Source organism: Agromyces sp. NPDC058110 (assembly GCF_042884735.1).
Lineage (GTDB): Bacteria > Actinomycetota > Actinomycetes > Actinomycetales > Microbacteriaceae > Agromyces.
In genome coordinates, this window is record NZ_JBHVTI010000002.1 from 275731 (window position 1) to 298590 (window position 22860).

16 protein-coding genes are annotated in these 22860 nt (G+C 70.3%); 6 read left to right on the forward strand and 10 right to left on the reverse strand.

The genetic code is table 11. The features are described 5' to 3' along the window. Positions 1-20: 20 nt before the first annotated feature. Positions 21-1613 carry a hypothetical protein gene (locus tag ACFVS8_RS05870; protein ID WP_387058825.1) on the forward strand — a complete coding sequence of 531 codons (1593 nt, stop codon included), beginning with the start codon at positions 21-23 and terminating at the stop codon, positions 1611-1613. Beyond that, on the forward strand, positions 1610-1801 hold the full coding sequence (locus ACFVS8_RS05875; RefSeq protein WP_387058827.1) for a hypothetical protein: 192 nt from the start codon (positions 1610-1612) through the stop codon (positions 1799-1801). The genes ACFVS8_RS05870 and ACFVS8_RS05875 overlap by 4 nt, the downstream gene beginning before the upstream one ends. Positions 1802-1842: 41 nt before the next feature. On the opposite strand, the gene ACFVS8_RS05880 is transcribed toward ACFVS8_RS05875, so the two are convergent. From ACFVS8_RS05880 to ACFVS8_RS05890, 3 genes are all read right to left on the reverse strand, one after another. After that, on the reverse strand, positions 1843-3213 hold the full coding sequence (locus tag ACFVS8_RS05880) for an SDR family NAD(P)-dependent oxidoreductase (RefSeq protein ID WP_387058829.1): 1371 nt from the start codon (positions 3211-3213) through the stop codon (positions 1843-1845). Positions 3214-3310: 97 nt separating this feature from the next. Next, positions 3311-3466, reverse strand: a complete 156-nt coding sequence (locus ACFVS8_RS05885) for a CDP-glycerol glycerophosphotransferase family protein (RefSeq protein WP_387058832.1) — start codon at positions 3464-3466, stop codon at positions 3311-3313. Next, positions 3463-5847: a glycosyltransferase gene (locus ACFVS8_RS05890; protein WP_387058834.1), complete on the reverse strand. Its 2385-nt coding sequence runs from the start codon at positions 5845-5847 to the stop codon at positions 3463-3465. Before ACFVS8_RS05890 ends, ACFVS8_RS05885 begins: the two co-directional genes overlap by 4 nt. 208 nt (positions 5848-6055) lie before the next feature. On the opposite strand from ACFVS8_RS05890, the gene ACFVS8_RS05895 reads away from it, so the two are divergent. Continuing rightward, positions 6056-8671 (forward strand): CDP-glycerol glycerophosphotransferase family protein, encoded by a 2616-nt coding sequence (locus ACFVS8_RS05895; protein ID WP_387058837.1) that lies wholly within the window; start codon positions 6056-6058, stop codon positions 8669-8671. Between the two features lie 96 nt (positions 8672-8767). Here ACFVS8_RS05895 and ACFVS8_RS05900 read toward each other — a convergent pair whose 3' ends face one another. The 6 genes from ACFVS8_RS05900 to ACFVS8_RS05925 all read right to left on the reverse strand — a co-directional run bounded on the left by ACFVS8_RS05900 (position 8768) and on the right by ACFVS8_RS05925 (position 17100). Beyond that, entirely contained in the window at positions 8768-9634 is an 867-nt protein-coding gene (locus ACFVS8_RS05900) for an NAD-dependent epimerase/dehydratase family protein (RefSeq protein ID WP_387058840.1), read from the reverse strand. A gap of 2 nt (positions 9635-9636) precedes the next feature. After that, positions 9637-11013, reverse strand: a complete 1377-nt coding sequence (locus ACFVS8_RS05905) for a polysaccharide biosynthesis protein (RefSeq protein ID WP_387058843.1) — start codon at positions 11011-11013, stop codon at positions 9637-9639. Positions 11014-11103: 90 nt separating this feature from the next. After that, positions 11104-12654, reverse strand: a complete 1551-nt coding sequence (locus ACFVS8_RS05910; RefSeq protein ID WP_387058846.1) for a polysaccharide pyruvyl transferase family protein — start codon at positions 12652-12654, stop codon at positions 11104-11106. 171 nt (positions 12655-12825) lie between these two features. Beyond that, complete coding sequence (locus ACFVS8_RS05915) at positions 12826-14913, reverse strand: acyltransferase family protein (RefSeq protein WP_387058849.1); 2088 nt, start codon at positions 14911-14913, stop codon at positions 12826-12828. Then, entirely contained in the window at positions 14910-15782 is an 873-nt protein-coding gene (locus ACFVS8_RS05920) for a class I SAM-dependent methyltransferase (RefSeq protein ID WP_387058852.1), read from the reverse strand. Before ACFVS8_RS05920 ends, ACFVS8_RS05915 begins: the two co-directional genes overlap by 4 nt. Positions 15783-15921: 139 nt before the next feature. Next, a complete protein-coding gene (locus ACFVS8_RS05925; protein WP_387058855.1) occupies positions 15922-17100 on the reverse strand; it encodes an acyl-CoA dehydrogenase family protein in 1179 nt (392 codons plus the stop codon). Positions 17101-17205: 105 nt separating this feature from the next. On the opposite strand from ACFVS8_RS05925, the gene manA reads away from it, so the two are divergent. Together manA and ACFVS8_RS05935 are read left to right on the forward strand one after the other, a co-directional pair. Continuing rightward, positions 17206-18474, forward strand: coding sequence for a mannose-6-phosphate isomerase, class I (gene manA / locus ACFVS8_RS05930; protein WP_387058858.1), 1269 nt, complete (start codon positions 17206-17208; stop codon positions 18472-18474). A gap of 72 nt (positions 18475-18546) precedes the next feature. Continuing rightward, on the forward strand, positions 18547-19734 hold the full coding sequence (locus ACFVS8_RS05935) for a glycosyltransferase (RefSeq protein WP_387058861.1): 1188 nt from the start codon (positions 18547-18549) through the stop codon (positions 19732-19734). On the opposite strand, the gene ACFVS8_RS05940 is transcribed toward ACFVS8_RS05935, so the two are convergent. Next, on the reverse strand, positions 19679-21367 hold the full coding sequence (locus tag ACFVS8_RS05940; RefSeq protein WP_387058864.1) for a glycosyltransferase family 2 protein: 1689 nt from the start codon (positions 21365-21367) through the stop codon (positions 19679-19681). The two genes, ACFVS8_RS05935 and ACFVS8_RS05940, sit on opposite strands and share 56 nt — an antisense overlap. Before the next feature lie 172 nt (positions 21368-21539). Here ACFVS8_RS05940 and ACFVS8_RS05945 point away from each other — a divergent pair, with 172 nt between their 5' ends. Further along, entirely contained in the window at positions 21540-22856 is a 1317-nt protein-coding gene (locus ACFVS8_RS05945; protein WP_387058867.1) for a glycosyltransferase family 2 protein, read from the forward strand. The last annotated feature ends 4 nt before the right edge of the window (positions 22857-22860 follow it).

Sequence of the window (22860 nt, forward strand, 5' to 3'; positions counted from 1 at the left end):
CGAGCCGTAGAATGTCCTGAATGCCCAATGGAGAACCTGGTGACGCCGCGAGGCGAGCCGCCGACGTCGACCGGGCCGTTCGCGAGGCCCGGGTGAGCACGGCGTCGATCGAGTGGGCCGCCGATGCCACCGAACCCGGCGCGGCCATCGACATCGAGGTCGACGGCCGCCGGCTGTGGTCCGAACACCTGCCCGAGCCCCTCGACGGACGGCGGGTCGTCTCCTGGCCCGCGCCGCTCCGCCCGTACCTCCGAGGATCGGGCACCCTCCGCGTCCGCGCGTCCGGCGGACCGGTGATCGCAGAGGGGCGCTACCGGTTCGCGCGCGAACGCCGGAGGAGCCTGCGACGGCTCGCCGAGGCCGGAACCGTGCTCGACAAGTGGGGGAAGCTGGTCCCGGCAGCCAATCAGGAGCTCCACGATGCCCTCCTGGACGGAACCGAGCGCATCGTCGGCGAGCTCCAGGCCGTGGGTTTCGTGGTCGCCATCACCGGAGGCACGCTGCTCGGCGCCGTCAGGTCGGGCGACATCCTCGAGCGCGACGACGACTCCGATCTCCTGCTCTACCTCGGCGAAGCCTCACCCACGGAGGTGTCGCTCGCGTCGTACCGGGTCGAGCGGCTCCTCATCGCATCGGGCCACACCGTGATCCGACACAGCGACGCCCACCTCCAGATCATGCTCCAGCCCACTGCAGCAGGCATCAGCGCGCACGTCGACGTCTTCATGGGATTCCACGATCGAGGCGTCTACAGCCAGCCCATCCACGTCCGCGGCGATCTCCCGGTCGAAGCGATCCTGCCGATCACCGGCATCCGCTTGGGAGGCCGCGAGGTTCCCTCGGTCGCGGACCCGGAGGCGTGGCTCGCCGCCTGCTACGGCCCGACCTGGCGGGTGCCCGATCCCGCGTTCTCGTTCGAGACCCCGATCGCCACCCGGCGTCGCTTCGAGAACTGGTTCGGCACGTACGACTTCACCCGGCACTTCTGGGAGGCGCGTGCCGCACGCGGGCGGCGCGGACGCCGTGCACGGGGGCGCGGTGCCGACGTGCGGCACATCCTGCGGCGCACGCGGCGTGGGGATTCGGTCCTCGACGTCGGAGCGGGCCGGGGCGCCGCCGCCGCAGTGCTCGCGGGCCACCGACGCCGGGTGACCGCGATCGACTTCGCGACCACGGCGGTCGAAGCGGCCGTCGAACGGTCACGCGGGCGCTTCGACGTCGAGCGGGTCAATCTGGCAGACGGGCGAGCCGTGCTCGACCTCATCTCCCGTCAGCGCGAACCCGAGGGCACGAGCGTCCTGCTCCGCGACGTGCTCGCGTACCTGCCCGAGGATTCCAGGGCGAACGTCTTCCGGCTCATCCGCGCCGTGATCGGCGAGCGCGGCATCGCCGTCGCGACGTTCCCCGACCGCGCGACCCGCCGTTACGAGCACCTGCGACCCGACACGTGGCACCTCCCGCTCAGCTGGCTGAGTGCAGAACTCCATCGACACGGGCTCGCGTACACCCTGCATCGCCGCACGCTCCGCCGCACCAGCGCCGGCGTCAGAAGGTTCGTGCACATCAGCATCCATGCAGCCGAATCGTCCATCGAATCGAGGAGATCGAGTTGAACCGCATCCGGAAGGCCGCGCAGCCGGCCCGACCCGCCTCGTCCGAGCAGGACCGCATCGCGGCGCTCGAGGCGACGATCGAACAACTGCAGCGCGAGATCGACGAACTTCGCAAGGACTCGCGGCGCATCGCCGAGCTCTACGACGTCGTGGTCGAGCGCCTCGGCGCGAACCGACCCGCGAGCTGAGGCGACGGGGCGGGGGAGAACCCGGTCGGTCGTGCGGCAGCTCAGCCGCTGACGCGGACGTCGACGACTTGACCGGTGATGTCGCTCGTGAGCACGCGCAGGCTGACGGCCGCCACGACGGCCGGGTCGAGCAGCGTGCCGCTCGGCTCCTCGCCGAACGCGTTCGTGCGCATCGGGGTGTTCGTACGCTGCGGATTGATGCAGTTCACGCGCACACGTTCGGTCCACTCGTCTGCGAGGGCCTGCGTCATGTTCACCACACCGGCCTTCGCCGCCGAGTACATGCTGTATCCGGCGCGACCGCGCGTGTACGAACTCGACGTGAAGAACAGCAGTTGCCCGTTCGTGGCCTCGAGATGGGGGAGCGCCTCCTGCGCGACCTTCGCCGGGCCGAGGAGATTGATCGCGATGGTGTCGCTCAGTGTGCGCTTCGACGTATCGGCGAGCGGCGAGATGGACAGCACGCCGGCCGTCACGACGACGTAATCGATCGGACCCGACTTCGCGGCCTGCGCGAGCGCCCTGCGGATCGACTTGCGCTTCGTCACGTCGGTCTTCGTGGTGGAGCGGCTGAACGCGTAGACTCGCGCCCCGGCCGAGCGGGCCAGATCGGCCACACTCGCTCCGATGCCGTAGCTGCCGCCGAACACGACGATCCCCTTGCCGGTGAGATCGAGATCGTCGGCGACCGTGTCGTGGGTGATCTGCGCGCTCTGCAGCTGGAAGAGCTTGTCGGCGATGTGCAGGTCGAGCGGCTCCGTGATCTTCATGTTCTCGGGGCTTCCGTCGACCACCCGTATCGCGACCTCCGGCAGGTAGGTGAACACGACGCCGCAGTCATCGGTCGCGGCGAATGCCGGATCTCCCGCGGCGAGTTCGTACGCGCGGCGGATCGTGCCCAGGCGGAAGCCCTGCGGTGTCTGCCCACGGCGCAACCGCGATCGCACCGGGATGTCGGTGATCCGTCCGTCCTCGACCTCGATGATCGTGTCGGCCGACGGAATCGCCGTGTCGACCGCGTCGAACTCGTCGAGCGCGGCAACGCAGTCTTCGATGATCCGTTCGTCGATGAACGGGCGGACCGCATCATGGAAGAGCACCTTGATGTCGGGATCGTCGGGCAGGGCGTCGAGGGCCAGTTTGGTCGTGTCGTTCCGGGTGTCCCCGCCTGGAAGCACCGCGCGCAGCTTCGGGAACCGGGGATCGCTCCCCAGATAGTCGAGCTCGTGGATGGAGTCCGCGTTCATCATGACGAGGATCTCGTCGATGTGCTCGCTCCCGCTGAGCGCCTCGAGCGTGTGGTCGACGATCGCCTTTCCCGCGATGCGGATGAGCTGCTTGGGAATGCCGAGACCGACTCGGGTGCCGACTCCTCCGGCGAGGACGACGGCGACAGTCGTTGAGCTGCTCACTGCGTGGGACTCCTTCTCGGCCCGCACCGCGGTTCCTTCGGCGGGCAACCTCGCGATTTTAGCAGCATGGCGGATCCGCGCTTCGTCAGCGGTCGGGTCATTCGGTGAGGGAGCGCTCGCGATCCGGCGTGAAGAAGACCATCGGCTTGTCGGTGAGCGCGTAGTCGAATCTCCGGGACGAGTAGTCGAGGACGGCCGCGTCCGATGCGAGCATCAGGTCGTCGACATCGGGATGATCGGTGACGTCGATCACCGTGCCGGCGGTCGGAGGACATCGACATCGATGACGAGCGTCGTCCAGTCGTCCGCTCGGACCGTGACGAGTTGGGTGTCGGTCTCGACTGCCATCGGAAGTCGCCGATGAAGGTCCTGGTCGATGACGAACCGGCCCGCGCCGTTGATGCGATAGAGCCCGCTCGGCAGCGGCACCTCCGGACGCCCGAACTCTTCGATCGAGAGGGGCAGCGTGAGATCTCCGGTCGAGGCGTCGACGTGAACCGGCACTCGCCGGCTGCCGTCCACCGCGTGCACGGCACCGACCGGCGTGCCCTCGACCGCGAGACGCAGGCCGCCCGTCGCGAGCTCCACCGCGGTCAGGCGGGCTCCCGGTCCCTGGACGACGGCGGTGCCGGCGGGCACGTCGAGCGTGGCAGCCGTGGTCGTCCGGGTTCTCAGCGATGCGAGGTCGGGGTCGATGTCCGCGCGCGCCTCGGCCACGCCCATCCAGTGCCAATCGCCGTTCCCGTCCTGAGCCGTCACGTACCAGTCTCCGGGCCCGTGCCCGGACGCCGGTGCGAGCGGCTCGACCTCGAGCGTCGCCCGCTGGGCTCCGTCGACGCGGCGGATCGGGGCTTCGCGACGACGGCGACCGAAGCGATCCATGGGGCTGACGAGCGACACCCGCGAGAACTCGCCGCCCTCCAGCGTCAACGTCGCGGTATCACCATGTCTCGTCCATGCTGCGACGTACCCGTCCGTCCGTCGGGAGCGGAGTACGGCCGTCCCATCCGGTGACGACACGAGATCCACGACGAGACGCTCGCCGAGTTCAACCGCGTCGAAGGTCGGATGCGGTCGTGGCCGAGCGACTCGGGCGCTCCGAACGAGGGAGCCGACGCTGAGGGTCAGCCGGATGCGGTAGTCCTCCGCGTGCCCGGAGAACGCCGTGAACGGGACCTTCACCCGGAGCAGCGCGCCGGAGCGGTCGGTGTACGGGGTCGAATGCGCGGCGAGCGCGGCGGCGCCGCGCGACCACTCCGTCGGCAGCGGTGCCGCGCGTTCTCCGCGCTCCGGGACGAGTTCGGCGATCGCCATCGGCTCTTCGGCGGATTCGAGCCCGCCGATGTACGCGATCACGGAGAGGACGAGCGAGTGCTCGGTGCGTTCGGCTCCGATGACCTCCGCGACGAGGGAGGACTCGCGAGGCGAGAGACGGAATGCCGAATCGGGCAATTCCGAGAGGTCGACGACCTGGTCGGGGCGCGCGTAGAGACCGTCGCCGCGGCGTTCCGCTCGGTAGTGCTCCCTCTCCCATCCGTGAGCGAGGAACCGGAGAGCGGTCGTTCGATCTCCTGCCACCGTGAGGTGCGTGAGCACCTTGCTGCGGGCATCGATCCGACTCCAGACGCCGTCGTCGTCGATCTGGTCGACGAGGTATCGCATCGAGTCGACGAAGACGGCCCACGCTTCATCCGTCATCTCCGGGATCAGCAGGAAGAACTCGGTCATGTTGTTCGAGATGACCTGCGCGATCCGAGCCTGCTTGGCCTCGACATGCCCGTACTCGTCGAGGACCGACAGCGACTCGCGTACGGCGCGCCAGTGATCGGTGATGTTCCTGACACTCGTGACCTGCTGCGAGATCGAACTCCGGTCCTCGCGGATCCGCCAGTTGATCGACACCCGTGACAGGACGTCGAAGCTGCGTGCCATGGCGTAGGCCCGGGTCGACACCGCCTGGTCCTCGTAGAGCACGCCGACGGGGAACGAGAGCTCGGAGTCCGTCCAGAAGGAGCGACGGTAGACCTTGCTCCAGGCGACCGCGTTCACCAGGATGTCGGGAAACTCCTCGAGCGTGCACGCGAAGCGGTCCTGCGCATGAGCGTGGTGGATCCATGGCGCTGCGGGAGGGAACCCGTCGCGAAGCATTCGCCGATACGGCGACACCGCGAAGTCCGACCCCGACGCCCGGAGGGACTCGATCGCCTGCGTGAAGACGTGCCGGTCGACGACATCGTCGCTGTCGACGAACGTGATGAACTCACCGCGTGCGACTGCCGCGCCGGTGTTGCGCGCGGCGCTCAGGCCGCCGTTCTGCTGACGGATCACGCGCACCCGCGGGTCGCGTTTCGCGATGCGCTCCGCGAGTCGGCCGCTGCGGTCGGGTGAGCCGTCATCGACGACGATGATCTCGACGTCGCGGTAGTTCTGCTGCCTGAGCGACGAGAGGCACTCCTCGATGTAGGACTCGACGCCGTAGGCCGGAACGATCACGCTGAGGAGACCGGCACCCGACCGGAAGCCGCCGAACGCCCGAAGGCGTACACCTCGCGCCCAGCCCAGGCCGGCACGAACCCGTTCGCGCAGCGGCAGCAACGAGTCGTGGGCGAGGATGTCGAGGATCGGGTGGTGCAAGCGGAACACTCCTCCGAGACGTGAGGTGCCAGGTACGGTCGAGCGGCGGACAGGGCGGGAGAATCGCACCCGAGACGAGAACGCGCTCGAACAATCGTAGAATGTCCAGCGGCTCTCCTACCGCCGCGCGACTCGTGCTGCGCTCGGGAGCTGCGTCCGCCCGTGAGCGGTCATGACTTTTCCTTCCCCACACTCGGAGGCCTCCCCGATGACCCCAGCACGTCCCACACTCTCGCTGGTGATCCCTGTCTACAACGTCGAACGCTGGCTTCCCGCCTTCCTCGAGAGCATCGCCGCTCAGGGGACCGCGCTGGAATCCGCCGAGCTGGTGTTCGCGATCGACGGAGCGACCGACGGGAGCGAGCGGGTCATCCGGGACTGGGTCGACCGGCATCAGCAGGTCCGGGTCCAGATCGTCACGAAGGAGAACGGCGGGCTCAGCAGCGCACGGAACGCCGGGATGGCCGTTGCGACCGGCGTCTGGATCAGCTTCCCCGACCCCGACGACGTCCTCGGCAAGGGGTACGTCCGCGCTCTGGTGGACTTCGTCGAGCGCGAAGACGTCGACGTGGCCGTGGCCAGGTTCCTGCCCTTCTTCGGAGACCCCGCCAGCGCGACCGACAACCACTCCTTCGGATTCCGCTTCGCACGCGGAACCCGGATCGTGGACATCGATGAGTCGCCCCGCTTCTTCCCCTTCGCGGTGAACTCGGCGCTGTTCAAGACCGACCTGATCCGATCGATCCCGCTCGAGTTCGATGACCGGGTCTCTACGGTCGAGGACGGCGTCTTCACGGCCGAACTCCTCGCGAACCTCCCTCGTCGCAGGGTCGCGTTCGTCGCTGCGGCGGAGTACTTCTATCGGAAGCGCGACGACGGGACGTCGCAGCTCGACAACGCGTGGACGCGGGCGGATCGATTCGACGGCGCGCTGGAACACGGCTTCGCCCGAGTCGCAGGCAAGTACTTCGCCGACCGGGAGGTGCCGCGGTGGCTGCAGTACATGATGATGTACGACCTGCAGTGGTACTTCAAGATGGATCTGCGCAACGATTCGCCGACGGCCGGCCTCAGCGCTGAGGAGTGCGCTGCGATCAACCGGCGATTCGAGCGATACCTCGGCTTCATCTCGGCCCGTGTCATCCAGGAGTTCAACGTCACCGACATCCCTCCGCACATCCGGGAGGCGTGGCTGGTTCGCAGCACGGGGACGACCTCTGAGCAGGAGGTGCACGTCGCAGACCTCGACGTCGCTCGCGGCTTGGTCTGCCTCCGGTACTTCACCGACTCCGTCGAGAGCACCGAGACGATTCGACTCGACGGCGTCGTGGTCGAGCCGTTCGCGTCCAAGACCCGTGCGATCGTCTACTTCAAGGAAGCGTGGGTCTGGGAGCGCATCGTCTGGGTGCCCGCGATGCAGGACCTCTCCGTCCAGCTCCCCGGTCAGGCCATTCCCGGGCGACTGAGGTTCGGGCACCAGGGCCAGTCGATCCTGGAAGCCACGCCCGGGCACATCTGGCAGAAGCTCCGACAGCGGATCCCTCCGTTCCCGAACCAGCCGCGACGTGTCGAACCGGTCCATGTCCGCAGGAGCTTCCTTCGCCGCCTGATGGGTCGGGCGCGGCGTGAACTCGGCGGGCTGCGGCAGCGCTTCTGGCTCATGCACGCCAAGTCGTCCGCGTCGGCTAAGAAGTACCGGAACGCGTGGTTGCTCATCGACCGGGATTCGATGGGCCGGGACAACGCGGAATCCCTCTACCGGTACATCGCGAAGCACGAGCCCGGCATCAACGCCTACTTCGTGGTCAACCGCGAAGCGCCCGACTACTCGCGGTTGCAGAGCGAAGGATTCCGCGTCGTGGCGCACCGGTCGCGCGAGCACCTCGCCCTCTTGTTCCACGCGCGTCACCTGATCTCGTCGCAGATCGACCACTACATCCTTCATCCGTTCTCGCAGGCGGCGTACCAACGACCCGTTCCGACGTTCACGTTCCTCTCGCACGGCGTGACGCACAACGATCTGTCGCGCTGGATGAACGCGAAGCCCATCGCCCTCACGACCGCGGCGACCGCGCAGGAAGCGCATGAGTTCGTCAGGTCCGGGAGCCCGTACAAGCTCACGTCCAAAGAGGTCGTCCTGACCGGTTTCGCGAGGCACGACGAGCTCGAGGAGATGGCATCGACGAGCCGGCGCGACCTCCTCCTGATCATGCCGACGTGGCGGAAGACGCTCCTGCAGCTCGTCGATGGGCAGACCAACAACCGCGCTGCGCTGGACGGGTTCCGCGAGTCGCAGTACTTCCGGTCGTGGATGGACGTGGTCGCGAGCGACAGCCTCCGACGCGCCGCCGAGCAGGCCGGGCTCCAGATCGCGTTCGCCCCCCACCCGAACATGCAGGGCCACATCCTTCCCGCGGACGTTCCCGACTGGGTCCAGCTCGTCTCGTATCGGGACTCCGACATCAAGACCTGGATCGCGCGTTCGAAGCTCGCCGTGACCGACTACTCGTCGCTCGCCTTCGAGGCCGCCTACGTCGGGTCGGGCGTGGTCTACTACCAGTTCGACCGCGATGCGTTCTTCTCCGGCAGCCATGCCTTCCGTCGGGGCGAGTTCAGCTATGAGGCCGACGGATTCGGCCCAGTGGTCCGCACGCACGAGGAAGCGGTCGAAGCGATCGAGTCGGCCGTCCTCGACGCCGATGCCTTCGACCGTGAGTACGGCGATCGCATCCGAGAGGCGTTCGCGTTCCGCGATGGTCGGGCATCGGAGCGAACGGTGGCCGCGATCCGTGCGCTGGAGAAGCGAGTGGGCGACGGAGCCTGACCTCGGGAGGCGCTCCGAACGCACTCCGATTCGCCCCGCACGCGCCGGCACGGCGCTGTGGGGCGAATCGGTGTTCGGCAAGCGCCCTGCGCAGGCCTAGCGCGGGAGGTGTGCCGACTCCCAGGCGAGCGTCGGATAGGGGGTCGGCGACACGCCGAGCTCGGATCTCATGCGCGAGACATCGGCCCAACTGGAACTCGGTGCACCGGCTCGCTCGATGTAGCTCGATCCGTCGACCCGAAGGCTCTGCAGCAGCATCCTCGTCGAAACCGCGGCCCCGGCGCCGACGTTCAACACCCGGTGTCCCTGGTGCTTCGAGTTCGTGGCTGCCAGGAGCACGGCCGAGACGTCCTGTTGGTGGATGTAGTCGCGGATGAAGTGGTCGGGAGCCACGACGGTCACGGGATCTCGGGGCGCAGCAGTGGCCAGCTTGTGCACGAGCGAATCGGGGAAGTCGGGGCCGGCGACGTTGAAGATCCGAAGCGTCGTGACTGCGGTTCCGGTGGAGTCCGCGGCGAGGCGGCGGAAGAGCGCTTCTCCCTCGATCTTCGACCGCGCATACGCGCTGTCGCCGGCGAGCTCGGAGTCCTCGTGGCGGGCGCCTGCTGATGCGGTCCCGTAGACAGCGGCAGACGAGACGTGGATGATGCGGCCGGCATCGATCGCGAGCGCTGCTCCTGCGACCGCGGCATCGATGAGACGGTTCTGCGCGACGAGGTCGTCTCCGTGGAGGACGGACGCCAGGTGCACGATGGTGTCGGCGCCCGCCGCGCGCACGACGTCTGCCACCGATTCCGCATCGCGGAGGTCGACGACCACATCGTCGGGGTGGCCATCGACGGGCGTCCGTCCGAGAGATACCGCTCGGAGCCCCGACGAGCGCAGTTCGCGCACGAAGAGGCGACCGAGCCGCCCCCTTCCGCCTGTGACGAGGACTGTGCCGCTCTCCTGCGTCTCAGGCACGTTCAGCCTTGCGATCGGCGTGGATCGATGCTGAAGCCCATCTCCACGAGCGCAGCGCGCGCCTCATCGTCGGAGAGCTCTCCGGACTTCGCACGCTCCAGCGTTCGACGGATGTCGTCGACCGGGACGTCCATCTCCTCTTCCACCTGGAGGATGTAGACCTTGCTGTTGGCGGTGCTCGTCGCAAGCTCGGGGTTGTACGTCAGCTCCTCGTAGAGCTTCTCGCCCGGGCGCAGTTGCGTGACCTTGATCTCGATGTGGGGCGCCGTGGCGTGCACGAGGCTCTGCGCGAGATCCATCACACGCACCGGCTCGCCCATGTCGAGCACGCAGATGTCGCCGTTGGCCCCGAGGAGTGCCGACTGGATGATGAGGTGCGCCGCTTCGTCGATCGTCATGAAGAAGCGGGTGACGTCGGGATGCGTGACCGTGAGCGGGCCGCCCTGTTCGATCTGGCGACGGAAGGTCTCCATGACGCTGCCGTTGCTCTGCAGCACGTTGCCGAACCGGACGGCACTGAGCTTCGTCGAACCGGAGTCCTGGGCGAGGTCTCCGAGGAGCAGCTCACCCAACCGCTTCGTCGCGCCCATGACGTTCGCAGGTCGAACGGCCTTGTCGGTGGAGACGTAGACGGCATGACTCGCACCCGCCGCGATCGCCTGCTTCAGGACGTTCTCAGCCCCGAGCGCGTTGTTGGCGATCGCCTCAGCCGGGTTCTCCTCCATGAGCGGAACGTGTTTGTAGGCTGCGGCGTGGAAGACCAGCTCAGGGCGTTGGGCGTCGAAGATCCGCTCGAGCCGAGGCACGTTCTTGACGTCGACGACGACGACCTCGAGACGCTCGTCATCGAGCCGGTTCGCGAGGTGGAACAACCCCGTCTCCCACCAGTCGAGCGCGACGACCTTCTCGACGCCGAGGTTGAGGAGGTGCTCGACGAGCCGCGAGCCGATCGAACCCGCGGCGCCGGTCACGAGGGCCCGCCGGCCGGCGACCAGCTCCCGCGCTTCGAGCAGGTCGTGCTTGACCGGCTTGCGGCCGACCAACTGCAGGACGTCGACATCCGTCAGGTCGCTGACCTTCACCGTCTCACGACTGATGGTGTCGTAGGTGCGCGGCAGCATCGACAACTGCAGGCCGGTCTGCTCGAGCCCGGTGAGGAACTCGCGCAGCCGGGGACCATCGATCGTCGGGATCGCGAAGTACACCGCATCGACGGCGTGCTCGGTGACGACTCGGTTGACCTCCGGAAGTCGCCCGAGCACCAGTGCACCCTGCTGCACGTCGTCGAGGAACCCGACGACCTCGTCGCCGTGGGCACGGGCGTCGTTGGCGATGCCGATCCCGGCCGTACCGTAGCCGACGACGAGTACTCGGCTCATTGCTTGCTTCCCAACCACGTGTTCACTCAGCGAGTCTATCCGAGTCGATGTTCGGTTCCGCGCCCGGGGGGAGGGGGCGGTGCGACGTGATCAGCGCTTGCCGCGGAGCAGGCTTCCGAGTGCATCGGCGATACGGACGGATCGCCGCGAACGTGCAACGTCCAGTTCGGTCTCACGCTCCGCGAGCGCGGATCGAAGGCCGGTCAGTTCTCGCTCCTGCTTCGCGTTCTTGCCGAGACTCGATTCCAGCTGGGCACGGGACGCTGCCAGATCGCCCTGCATCGTCGAGACCTTCGACGAAAGCGCCGTCTGCGCGGCCTGGAGCTCCTCGATCTGGGCGGCTTGCCGCTCGCCCTGCAGCCGTTCCAGTCCGAGCTGGTCTGACACGCGGGTGACCGGGCGCAGCGGCACCCCCCACTCTCCCCGCGGTTCGAAGTTCGGGACCTCGGCGAGGTCGGGCGGTGCGGGCACGGTTGCGCCGCTCATTCCCGCGGCGAGTGCGTCCCACCAGACCGCGAGTTCCCGCTCACGTGTGACTCGGACCTCCGCCATGTGCGTGGAGAATTCATCGGAGCGAGCGACGAGTTCGGTCGCCATGGCCTCGACGCCGCCGCTGAGCCAGGTCTCAGCCGGCGCGACGAAGTCTTCCAGTCCCACGTTCTCGAGCGCTCCACGCATCCGAATGGACGAGTAGTAGTTGAGGGCGATTCCGATCGCCGGAGTGCCGACCATCGGCGCGAACACGGTCGGATGGTAGCGGGTCGAGATGGAGAGCAGGGCCTGCTCGGAGTACGCGATCGCATCTCGCGCAGACATCATCCCGGTGTCGCGCAGTCGGCCGCTCCCGCTCGAGGCGATGATCTCCGCGTGGATGCGCTGGTCGACGCCATCGGTGCCGGGAAGGAGCGAGCCGATGTGGGGGATCAGCAGGATCTCGGCGTCGAGACTCGATGACAGGCCATCGAGGGTTCGAGCGATCTCCCGCGCGTACTCGGCGGCAGTGAGCCCTGAGCCCTCGGGGTTCGGAGCGAAGCTTCCGACGACGAACCGTTCAGGCAGCCCGGCAACAGCGGACGGCGCGAGAGCCACGGCATCGTCCATGGTCCGGACGACGCCGGTCGCGCCGGCGACGGCACGAGCGCTCGCGGAGTCCCGGGCGCCGAACAGCGTCGCCTTCTCGGGGATCTCCATGATCAGGGCGCGATCCTCATCGGACACGATCGGACCGACCGTCTGGCTGGAGACGAAGATCGGCACGCCGAACTTCTCCGCCAGGCGAACGGCGCAGATCCGGTCGAGGGCGAGGTGGAGGTATCGGGAATTGAGGTTCCCGCCACCCGCGATGAGCAACGCGTCGGCCGAGGCGATGGCGGCGACGGTCGGGTGGTCTCGGTCGGCCGTCTGCACGATCTCGTCGACACGGGCGACGGCGCGGGCGCGATCCCAGCTGCCGGCGATGCCGAATCGAGGGACGGCCGGCAGGCCGTACACCTCCGTGGCCGCGTCGGGGTGTCCTGCCGTGAGCACCACGTCGTCGCGACCGCGCGCCTTGAGTTCGGCGATCGCCGCCTCGGTCATCGCATCGTCGCCGAGATGGGAGTGATTCCGCCATCCGATGTCACCGATGAGGACGATCGACATAGAACTCCAAGCGTGGTGAGGGGGGTCGGGGAGATTCGTTCGACCGGCAACACTATCAGTCCGCTGTCGGCTGGCATCCGCCGGTGCGCGACGGGTTCCACCGTCCCGTCGGGCCCGATCCGTCGCTCCGGAGAGGGCGCGTTGCCCGCGGCCCGGCGCGACTCGACGCGATCACGCCCCGGCCTTCGCGATGCGCTCCGCCAGCATCGGCGCGAGGGTCTTCGCGTAGGTTCCCGACAGGTGGCCGGCGGCGTCGCGGGCGACCACGACTCCGCCGATGACGGCCGGGCACCACGACTCGTCGCAGTAGAGGTCGGTGAGGTCGACGAGCGACACGTGCGGGTCGGCCGCGGCGGCGGCGCCGAGGCGATCGGAGGGCTCGAGCGCGTCGGCGCGCGGCGCTCCGCACGACGTCACGTCGGCGCCGAGCCGGGCCAGGCATTCGAAGGTCGAATCGGGCACGGTGGGCGCGGCGGCGATGACGACCACGCGCGACCCGGTGGCAACCACCGCGTCCCAGCGCGCGGTGAACGCGTCGATCGGCGCGTCCGCGATCGCCCAGCGTGCCGCCGTGGTGAGGACGAGGTCGTAGCCGCCGGAGAGCAGCCGCTGCTGGGTCTCGTCGGCGACCTGGTCGCAGTCGCTGCCGGCCGCTTGGTCCATCCACTGGCAGCCGTATCCGACGAAGGTGTCGACCGACCAGTTCTCGGATGCCGCGAGGTCGCGGAACGCCGGGAGGAGCGCCGCCGCGTGGCTGTCGCCCACGACTGCGACGCGCGCGGCATCCGGCCCCTCCGACCCGAAGGTGCATGACGCGAGCGGCCCGCCCTGCGAGCGCCAGCAGGAGTACGCCCCGGCGGTGTCGTCGGCAAGGGCGTCGATCGACGGCACGACCTGCGACGCGTCGAGGCTCGTCGGCCTCGGGCAGTCGCCGCCGGCGCCCGGGGCCGCCGCGGCACCGACGCACCCGGTCGCGGCGACCGGTGCCGGCGTCGCTGCGGGGGCGACGAGCCGCGCCGCCCCGAGTGCGCAGACGACCGCGATCGCGGCGATGCCGGCACCGGCCGCCACGAGGGTTCGGCGGCGCACCCGGCGAGGGTCGGCGGGGTCGCGGGGCAGCAGCCATCCCGATCGTCGGACGGGCTGCTCGACGAGGTGGTACGACGCCACCGAGAGCACGGCCATGAGCACCACGGCGATCAGGAGGGTGCGGCTCGACCCGGAGGGGAGCAGGGCGGCGAGCAGCACGATCACCGGGAAGTGCCACAGGTAGAGCGAGTACGAGATGTCGCCGAGGTACCGGCTCACCCGGTTCGTGAGCGGCCACACCCTGCCCGGGTACCGCTCGTCGGCGTCGGTGCCGGCGACGAGGACCGCGACGGTCGCGAGCACCGGCAGCGCTGCGGCCGGTGCCGGGAACGCGGACGCCGCGTCGATGGCGAAGATGCTCGCGACGAGCCCGGCCAGCCCGATCCACGCCAGCAGCACGCGGGCGAGGTGCGGGAGCACGACCCGCCGCCGCAGGATGACGGCCGCGAGCAGCGCCCCGGCTCCGAGCTCCCAGGTCCGCGTGAGGGTCGAGAAGTACGCGGCCGTCGGGTTCGAGGCGGTCTCGAGCCAGGCCCAGGCGAACGAGGCCGCGACGACTGCGCCGAGCACGAGCACGGCCGTCCGCCGGGAACCGTCCACCCGGGAGCGGTCGACGCGAGCGCCCACGGCGAACACGGCGATCGCGAGCAGCGGCCAGACGAAGTAGAACTGCTCCTCGACGGAGAGCGACCAGAAGTGCTGCAGCGGCGACGGCGGCAGCCCGCGCTGGAAGTAGTCGGTACCCGTCTGCATCATGCGCCAGTTCGCCCCGAAGAGGAACGCCCACAGCCCGTCGACGGCCGTCGAGATCGCCCTCGACCGCGGCAGCACGAGCAGAGCGACGGCGACCGTCACGGCGATCGTGACGGTCGCCGCCGGGGCGATGCGGCGGATGCGTCGGCGGTAGAACCCCGAGAGCGACAGCCGTCCGCTGCGGTCGAGCTCGCGGAGGATGTGCGACGTGATGAGGAACCCCGAGATCACGAAGAAGACGTCGACGCCGACGAATCCGCCGCGCGGCCAGCCCGACAGGTGGTCGAGCACGACGACGACGACGGCGAAGGCGCGGAGCCCCTGGATGTCGCCGCGTACCGCGGACCGCGCGGCGGAACCGCCTGGCGGGCGCATCGGTGTGGTGAGCGCGGTCGCGGCCGCGCCGGTCGCGGTCACGCCGACGGACTGGCCGTGACGGTGAACACGTCGAGCCCCTTCTCGGCGGGCATCCGCTCGAGCACGAGAGCCGGGAACTCCGCGAGCCACCGTTCGCCGACCGCACGCTCATCGTCGCGCGCGGCGTCGTCGAGCACGAACGCGGCGCCCGGCGCGCACCGATCGAACAGGGCGGGCACCGCCGGGTAGCGCGCCTCGACACCGGTGGCGGCCGGCGGTCCGTCGACGAAGACGAGTCCGATGCCGGAGAGGTCGTGGAGCACCGAGAGGTCGTACCACGGCTGCGACGGCGCACCGGGAGCCGCCTGCCACGCCTCGAGCGGGGCGGCGCGCACCTCGACGACGTCGCCGAGGCCGTGCTCGTCGACGAGCCGTCGCGACCGCTCGGCGTACTCCACGTCGTGTTCGAGCGCCACGAGACGCCCGCCCGTTCGGCGCAACGCGTACCCGAGCCACACCGACGACGCGCCGCTGCCGCACTCGACGACGAGTGCGGGGCGGATCTCGTCGATGAGGCGCACGAGCACCCGGAGGGCGTCGGGGGAGACCGCCCAGCCGCGCAACGACGGCATGAACGGCGCGGGCACTCCGAGATGCTCGCGCAGTTCCGTCCACGCGACGAACTGCTCGTACCCGTCGTGATCGGCCCGTGCTACGACGCGGCGAGTGGTGGCGACGACGGCGGGCAGCGTGGACTTGCGCAGTTCGGTCAGTTCGTCGACCGGCAGCGCGGCGATCGCGGCGTCGAGCGCGTCCAGGCGACCGCGGACGTCGGAGAGGTCGCCACGGAGGGAGGCGAGCGCGGCGAGCACCGCATCGTGTCGGTCGACGGCGCTCGGCCGTCTGCGGAGGCGGATCCGTTCGAGCATTCGGGCAGGCTAGCCCTCGTCGGTGAACGCGGGACGACGGCCGGTGAACGGGACGGGAACGGCGGATGCCGCGGGCGAGACGCTCGCCCGCGGCATCCGATCGCCGTCGTGGTGCGGGCGGCCGCCGCCGCCCGCGGGGTCACACGAACGCGGCCTTGCCGGTGATGGAGCGACCCACGATGAGGGTGTTCATCTCGCGCGTGCCCTCGTAGGAGTAGAGCGCCTCGGCGTCGGCGAAGAAGCGCGCGACGTCGTACTCGAGCGTGATGCCGTTGCCGCCGCACACCTCGCGCGCCCAGGCGACGGTCTCGCGCATGCGCGAGGTCGTGAACGCCTTCGCGAGGGCCGAGTGCTCGTCGCGCTGCTCGCCGCGGTCGAGCATCTCGGAGACGCGCACGACCATGCCGAGCGAGGCCGTGATGTTGCCGAGGCTCTTCACGAGGAGGTCCTGGATGAGCTGGTGCGAGGCGATGGGCTTGCCGAACTGCACGCGCTCGCCCGCGTACTTCACGGCGGCCTCGTAGGCGCCGACGGCCGTGCCGACGGCCTCCCAGGCGACCTCGGCCCGGGTGAGGCGCAGCACGCTCGCGGTGTCGCGGAACGAGTTCGCGTTCTGCAGGCGCAGCGACTCGGGCACGATCACGTCCTCGAGCACGATGTTCGCGTTCTGCACCGCGCGGAGGCTGATCTTGCCCTCGATCTTCGTGGCGGTGTAGCCGGGGGTCGAGGTGGGCACGATGAAGCCCTTGACCTGGTTGTCGTCGACGTCCTTCGCCCAGATGATCGTGATGTCGCTGAAGGTCGCGTTGCCGATCCAGCGCTTCTCGCCGTTCAGCACCCAGGTGTCGCCGTCGCGCTTCGCGGTCGTGCGCAGGCCCTGCGCCGAGTCCGAGCCCGAGAGCGGCTCGGTGAGGCCGAACGCGCCGATGACCTCGCCGCTCGCGAGCTTCGGGATCCACTCGTCGCGCTGCTCCTTCGATCCGCAGACGCTGATGCTGCCGGTCGCGAGGCCGTTCTGCACGCCGACGAACGTCGCGACCGAGGCGTCGACGCGGGCGAGCTCCATGGCGACGAACCCGCGGAACACGGCGGAGTTCTCGAACGGCGCCGTCTCGTCCCACGCGAACGAGAGCACGCCGAGGTCGGCGAGGGGCTTCACGACCTGCATGGGGAACTCGGCGCGGTCCCAGTACCCGTTGATGATGGGCTTCACGTCGGACTCGAGCCACGCGCGCAGCTCGGCGATGGCCTGCTGCTCACGCTCGGTGAGGAGGTTTGCGTACGAGTAGAAGTCGCTCGCGAGCGGCTCGAAGGTCATGACTGCTCCAATGCGTCGTCGGAAGCCCCGAGCCTACGTCGGCGGTCTTCCGGGCCTCGGGCCCGTTGGTAGTTTTGACTGAATTCTCGGAAGGGGCTCCCCACGATGTTTGTGTCCATCGGCAACACCCCGCGCGATTACGCGTGGGGATCGACGACCGCGATCGCCGGGTTCCGCGGGGTGCCCGCGTCGGGCGCCCCGGAGGCCGAGCTGTGGCTCGGCGCGCATGCCGGGTCGCCCGCGCGCATCGTAGATCCCGACTCGGTCGGGGCGGAACCGCTCGGGTACGGCGACCTCGCCGAGTGGATCGCCGCCGACCCGGCGGCCGCGCTCGGCCCGGAGCTCGCGGCGAAGGGCGTGCGCCTGCCGTTCCTGCTCAAGGTGCTCGCGGCGGCCGAGCCGCTCTCGCTCCAGGCGCACCCGACGCCCGAGCAGGCTCGAGCCGGCTTCGCCCGCGAGGAGGCGGAGGGCATCCCGCTCACGGCGTTCGACCGCAACTACAAGGACGAGTTCCACAAGCCCGAGCTCATCGTCGCGGTGAGCGACACGTTCGACGCGCTCTCGGGCTTCCGCCCGCTCGACGAGGTCGCCGGCCTGCTGCAGGTGCTGCGCGAGGCCGATGCGGCCGGCGCCGCGGGCGAGCCGCAGCCCGGTGCGCTCGACCTCCTCGCGGCGCGCCTCGCGACCGCCGAGCCCCTCCGCGACACCGTCGAGTGGCTGCTCCGCGACGGCCGCGGCGGCGACACGGGCGAGGTCGCATGGGTGGTCGAACGCGTGACGGCGCTCGCCGCGTCCGACCTCGCGCGGTCGTCGGCGTACGCGCTCTCGTTCGAGACCGTCGGCGCGCTCGCCGAGGCCTACCCCGGCGACCCGGGCATCGTGCTGTCGCTGCTGCTGAACCGCGTGCGGCTCGTGCGCGGCGAGTCCCTGTACCTCGCCGCGGGCAACATCCACGCCTACCTCGAGGGTCTCGGCATCGAGCTCATGGCCTCGAGCGACAACGTCATGCGCGGCGGCCTCACGCCCAAGCACATCGACGTCGACGAACTGCTCGACGTGCTCGACTTCACGCCCATCGCTCCGCCGCGCCTCGCGCCCGAGCCCGTGGGCGACCGCGTCGAGGCGTTCCGGCCGGACGTGCCCGACTTCGTGCTCTACCGCGTCGAGGGCTCGATGGTGTCGGATGCCGCATCCGCGCCCATCGCGCTCGACGGCCCCGCGATCGTGGTCGCCGAGGGCGATGCGGTGCGCGTGGCCGGTGCCTCGGGCGCGGCATCCGTCGCCCGCGGCGGCTCGCTGTACGTCACGCCCGACGAGGGTTCGATCACCGTCTCCGGGCCGGGCATCGCGTGGGTGGCGACCACCGGGCGCTAGCCGGCCGGCGGCGGCGAGCGGGGTCACGGACCGTTCACCGGCAGGACACACTCGGCGGGTAGGTTCCGGCGAATGCGAAACATCCGTCGTGTGCTCGTGTTCCCGGCTTGGGAGGACAACCCGTTCCTCAACCTGCTGTCGCTCGCCCCGCGGGCCGCCGGATGCGACGTGCGCGGCGCGACCACGTTCGCCTCGCTGCTCGCGGCGGCCGAGCAGCTGCGGGCCGGTGACGTGCTGCACGTGCACTGGACCACGCCCATCGTGCAGGCCGCGCCCACCGAGGCGGCCGCATGGCGGGCCGTCGACGAGGTCCGCGCACTGCTCGACCGCCTCCGTCGCCGCGGCGCGAAGATGCTGTGGACCGTGCACAACCGGCTGCCGCACGAGCTCGAGCACCGCGAGCCCGAGATCGCGTTGCACCGCCTGCTCGCGGACCGTGCCGACGCGGTGCACGTCATGGCCCCGGACACGCCGGAGCTGCTCGCCGACGTGTGCGCCATCGACCCCACGCGGACGCTGCGGATCCCGCACCCGAGCTACGCCGGCGTGTACGGGCCGCCGACCCCGGCGGCGGAGGCCAGGTCGGCGCTCGGCGTCGCGCCCGACGAGCCGACGGTGCTGTTCCTGGGCCAGATGCGGCCGTACAAGGGCATCGAGCTCCTGCTCGCCGCAATCGAGCACCTCGACCGCTCGGGTCGGGATCTCCCCGTGCTGCTGCTCGCCGGCTCGGCCGACCGGGTGCAGCGCGAGGCGATCCTCGCGGCGCTGCCCCGCCGCGCCCGCACGATCGCGCGGTTCGAGTTCATCCCCGACCGCGAGGTCGGCGGGTGGTTCGGTGCCGCGGATGTCGCGGTCTTCCCGTATCGCGCGATCCTGAACTCGGGCAGCGTGCACCTCGCGGCGACGTACGGGGTCCCGGTCCTGCTCCCCGACGAGCCCCACCTCGTCCGCCAGTTCGGCGAGCACGAATGGGTGCGGTTCGCGGATGTCTCCGACCCGTCGCTCTTCGCGTCGGCGATCACCCGGTCGCTCGCGAGGCCCGTGGGCGAGCCCGGGCGCCTCGACTGCCGGCGGTTCGTGCGGGAGCGCTCGCCGTGGCGCATCTCGCAGGCGTATGCGCGCGCGCTCGAGGGGGTCGTGGCTGGGGCCCGCGTCGACGGCCTCGGCCTCGCCGTCCCGGGCGGCGGCGACGCCCGGCAGGACCTCAGCGCCCCCGCCGGGCGATCGCGGCAAGCCGTCGGCGCACACCCGGCGGCGTGACGGCGCGCCCGGCACGGGCGACCCAGTGCCGGCGCCTGCTGAGCGTCAGGCCGCGCCGGTCGAAGTGGTAGAGCACGCCGTCGAACCGGCTGTACTCGCTCGTCGAGGCGGGCGGTCGTGCGGTGCGGATCCGGTCGTCGTCGCGGACGGCGAGCCGCAGGCGGTGGTCGATGGGCAGGTCGCGCACGGCGATGCGGTGCACCCCGGTGTCGGGGTCGCGGTGCGCGAACTCGATGAGCCGGTCGTCCGTCTCGTCGAGGAGCACGGCGTGCGCGCCTCGGGCGACGACGGCCTCGATGCGTCGGCCGGTGCGGAGCCGCACGATCGGCGCGGCCGGGTGTGACGCGAGCTCTCCGATCCGGCGGCGCACCTCCGCGGGGCGGTCGAACGCGATCCCCTTGAATTCCGGCAGGACGGCCAGCGACGCAGTGCCGGCCTTCTCGGCCACGAGGTCGACGAGGTCTGCGACCTCGTCGACCCCGACGGGGCCGTCCCCGGAGAGCGCGCGCGCGATCGACTCGACGCTGCCCTCCACGAGTTCGGTCGTCTCGTCGAGCCGGACGCCCTCCTCGCAGGCGGCGGTGATGACGCGCTGCCACGCCGTGATCTGCCCGTCCGTCGAGACGACCTTGCCCGACGTGATCGCCGCGTGCAGCGAGGCGGTGCGGAGCGCGCCGGTGAGGGCGAGGGTGAGCGTGGCCCGCCTGGCGCTCGAGGGCATCGAGTCGATGCCGCGACCGCTCGACGCGAGCAGGCGTGCGAAGAGCGAGACGACCCGCTCGTCGGTCTCGGCATCGCGCTCGCTCGCGCGGAGCCATCCGGCGAAGTGCACCCAGCCGTCGCGTTCGACGATGAGGGACGCGTGGGCGCTGCGGAGCGGGTCCGCCCCGCTCCGCGCGATGAGCTCGGCGCACGAGAGCTCCTGCTCGAGGTAGCTGATGATCGATTCGGCCGACGAGGCCCTCGACGTCATGGATCCGGTTCCGAGGCGCTCGCGATAGAGGTAGACGACGTCCTCGACGAGGTCGACGGAGCGGGCGGCGAGGTAGGCGCGCGTCATGGGGACGATGTCGTTCGAGCGGGGCACGTCGGGGAACGAGAGGTCGGCTGCATCCCAGAAGTCCCGCCGGAAGACCTTGTTCCAGCAGGCGCGCCCGAACAGCAGCGAGGGGCGGTCGGCTACCGCGAACCCGCTCCCCGGCCGCTCGTAGGCGGGCCATGCCCCGGTCGGACGCCAGGTGCGCGTGGGCGAGAACTTGAGGTAGTCGCCGAAGGCGAGGTCGGAGCCGGATGCCTCGAGGCTCGAGAGCAGCGCGGCGTAGGCGCCGTCGGGCACGAGGTCGTCGCCGTCGCAGAAGGCGACGTATCGGCCGTGCGCCGCCGCGACCCCGGCGTTGCGTGCCGAGCCGCCGCCCCTCGCGGTCGCCCGGACGAGGCGCACCCGCGGGTCGGAGGCCGCGATCGACTCGACGAGCGCGACCGTCCGGTCGGTGGAGTGATCGTCGACCACGAGCACCTCGAGCCCGCCGGGCACGTGCTGGGCGAGCACCGATTCGAGCGTCTCCTCGATCCACGTCGCCACGTCGTGCGTCGGGATGATCACGGACAGCGTCGGGGTTCGCGGGGCGTTCACCCGGCGAGCTTAGAACGGTCGTCGCAGCATTCCGCGGCTGTGCACGCAGCCGTCGCCGGGAGTTCTCCGTCCGGTCATCTTCGGGCGATTGCCTCTGGTCATGCCCTCGTCGCGCAGTGCCGTCCGTCCGTTGCGAGCCTCGGTGAGGGGGCTCCGCGACTCGGCTCGCGACGTGCTTCTCCGAGCGAGTGCCCGGCGCAACGCCCGTCTGGCGGCCCGGGTGCCGCTGCACGGGCGACGCCGGGGCTGGATCGACGTGGTCATGCCGGTGCGCGACGTGGGGGAGTACGTCGACGAGAGCATCCGCTCGGTGCTCGGGCAGAGCCACTGGCGCGTGAACCTCCTGGTCGTCGACGACGACTCGACCGACGGCACAGCCGAGATCCTGCGTCGCTGGGCGGCCCGCGACGGCCGCGTGCGGGTGCTGCGCACGGTCGCGCACGACCCGAACGCGGCGCGCAACCTCGCGCTCGGCGCGGCGCGGGCGGAGTACCTCGCGTTCCTCGACGGCGACGACGTGCTGCTCGAGCACGCCTACCGCGACATGGTCCGCAGGCTCGAGGCCTCGGGGTCCGATTTCGTGGCGGGCTCCTACGACCGGCTCGCGGGCGGGCGGCGCACGCCCGCGGCCTTCTGGATCTCTGATGCGCACGCGGTCGACGTCGACGCGACGACCGCCGAGCGTTCGCCCGCGATGCTCGTGAACGCGGTGCAGTGGAGCAAGGTGTACCGCAGGTCGTTCTGGAACGCCGCGGGACTGCGGTTCCCCGAGGGCGGGCACTTCAACGACCAGATCGTGAGCGCGAAGGCCTACGCGCGTTCGACGGCGTTCGACGTCATGAGCCGCCCGGTCGTGTCGTGGCGGGTGCGGTCCGACGGCTCGTCGATGACGCAGCAGGTCGCGTCGCCACGGCAGGTCGCCGACCGGTTCCGGACGAGCGAGGAGGTGATCCGGGTGCTGGCGAGGGAGGGGTCGCCGTCGCTGGCGCGGCACCGGCTCGTGCAGTTCCTCGAGAACGACCTGGGGATCGCGGCCGGCCAGGTCGCCGTGATGGGGGATGACGCCTACCTGGCGTTGCGCGACGGGTTGATCGCGTTCGCCCCCGGGTTCGAGCAGACCACGATCTGGCGGCGCGTGCCTGCCGCCATGAAGGTGCTCTTCCACCTGATCCTGGTCGATGATCGGGCGGCCGCGACCTCGTTCGTCGAGCAGGGCGGCCTCGACCTGCTGCGGCACCGCCCCGTGTCGGTCGACGGCACGGTGCACGTGCGGCTGCCGTTCTGGGCGGACCGGGCGACCGCGGTGCCGCTCGAGTGCTTCGCCGCCTCGCCCCGCGACCTCCGGTTCCTGCTCGGCGCCGGGCTGCTCGAGTCGGTCGAGGTGCACTCGCGGGTGCCGGGGCCGATCACGCGGGAGCTGGAGCAGTTGCTCGCCGACGCGCGGCACCTGGACCCGACGGCGCGGCCCTCGACGACCCGGGTCGTCTGACGCT